Genomic DNA, 1665 nt, shown 5'->3' with positions numbered 1-1665 from the left:
GGTTCACCGGGAGCACCATCGACAGGCCGAACGGGAAGCCGAACGAGATCGGCAGGATCTTGGCGCGCAGCAGCTTGTCCAGTCGGACGGCCTTGGCGAGCCACTCCCCGCGGGACAGGAACAGCTGGTTCTCTTGGCCGCCGATCGACACCGACGGCACAATCGGCACACCGGCGTTCAAGGCCGCGCGGACGTAACCGGTACGGCCGTCGAAATCGATTGTGCTCGCGCGTGACGACGGTCGATACACGTCGTAATCTCCGCCCGGGAAGACCACGACGACGCCTCCGGCGCGCAAGGCCTCGTCGGCGTTCTCGTGGGTGGCCGGAATGAATCCGGTCCGCTTAAAGAAGTCGCCTGTCGGACCGGCGAAGAGTATGTCGTGGCTGAGCGTGTAGACCGGTCGGTCGTAACGGAATGTTGCGTAGAAGTCGGTGGCGAAAACCGGCACGTCCATCGCGAACAGCCCGCCCGAGTGGTTGGCTACCACCAGCGCGCCGCCGGTCGGGAAGTCTTCGAGTCCCCGCACCTCGGCGCGGTGCCAACCCTTGATCACCGGCCGAATCAAACCCATCAGCCATTCGGTCAGTTCCGGGTCCCACTTCGTAATGGCCGCCGGCTCGAGGTCAGACGCGTTCACCGAACCCCTTGGTTCAAAGTCGCTAAATGTTTTGATGTTATCGGGCGCGCTGGCGGGGTACCCGAATACCCTGATTCCGATGCAGGGTGTGGAGGAGCGGTGAAGAGGCTAGGAGGCTGGGACGCTGTCCTTCTCTATAACGAGACTCCCAACCTGCCTCAGCACACCCTGAAGATCGGCATCGTCGACGCTTCGGAGTGCGACGGATTCGGCTACGACCGCTATCGCCAGAGTTTGGCGCGGAAGCTGCATCTGCTCGAACCGCTGCGCTATCAGCTGGTCGACATTCCGCGCCGCCTTCATCGCGAGATGTGGCTGGAGAACTGCGACATCGACCTCGACTACCACGTCCGGCGCTTGCAGATCCGGGCGCCCGGGGGTCACCGCGAGCTCGATGCCGCGATCGGAGAGATCGCCTGCACTGCACTGGATCGCAGTAAGCCGTTGTGGGAGTTCCACTTCGTAGAGGGCATGGCGGACAACCGGTTCGCGATCATCGGTAAGGTCCACCACGCCCTGGCCGACGGCGTCGCATCCGCCAATTTGATGGCGCGTGCGCTGGACTTTCCCGATGCGTCATGGCCGGACAAGGACAACTACCGGCGCGACCCGCTACCGTCCGATGGGCAACTGATCCGAGCGGCGATGCGCGATCACGGGGTCCAGTTGCGCGAACTGCCTGGTCTGTTGCGCGACACCGTCAAAGGGATAAGGCGGGTACGCCGAAACTCCAGGTCCGCCCCGGGGCTGGCCCGAAACTTCCGTCCGCCGGCGACCTTTCTCAATCACGTCGTGACGCCCGGGCGCACCTTCGCCAGCGCCACGCTTCCACTCGCCGACGTCAAAGGCACCGGCAAGCGTCTCGGCGCCACGATCAACGACATGGTGTTGGCAATCAGTACGGGAGCGCTTCGCGTGCTGCTGCTGAAGTACGACGGTCACGCCGACGAGCCCTTGCTGTGTGGCGTGCCGATGAGCATCGACACCTCGCCAGAACGAATATCCGGCAACGCCCTGGGCACCGT

General features: G+C 63.9%; 2 protein-coding genes. One reads left to right on the top strand and one right to left on the bottom strand.

The window, feature by feature from the left end; translation table 11 throughout:
* On the bottom strand, positions 1–640 hold a 640-nt coding region (locus tag WAN71_RS24050; protein WP_422227735.1), incomplete at its 3' end, for a 1-acyl-sn-glycerol-3-phosphate acyltransferase.
* 99 nt (positions 641–739) lie between these two features.
* Here WAN71_RS24050 and WAN71_RS24045 point away from each other — a divergent pair.
* The coding region (locus tag WAN71_RS24045; protein ID WP_422227734.1) for a wax ester/triacylglycerol synthase domain-containing protein at positions 740–1665 on the top strand (926 nt) is incomplete at its 3' end.

This window comes from Mycobacterium sp. (genome assembly GCF_049280035.1).
Taxonomy (GTDB): Bacteria; Actinomycetota; Actinomycetes; order Mycobacteriales; family Mycobacteriaceae; genus Mycobacterium.
This window is presented reverse-complemented; position numbering and strand designations above follow the sequence as displayed.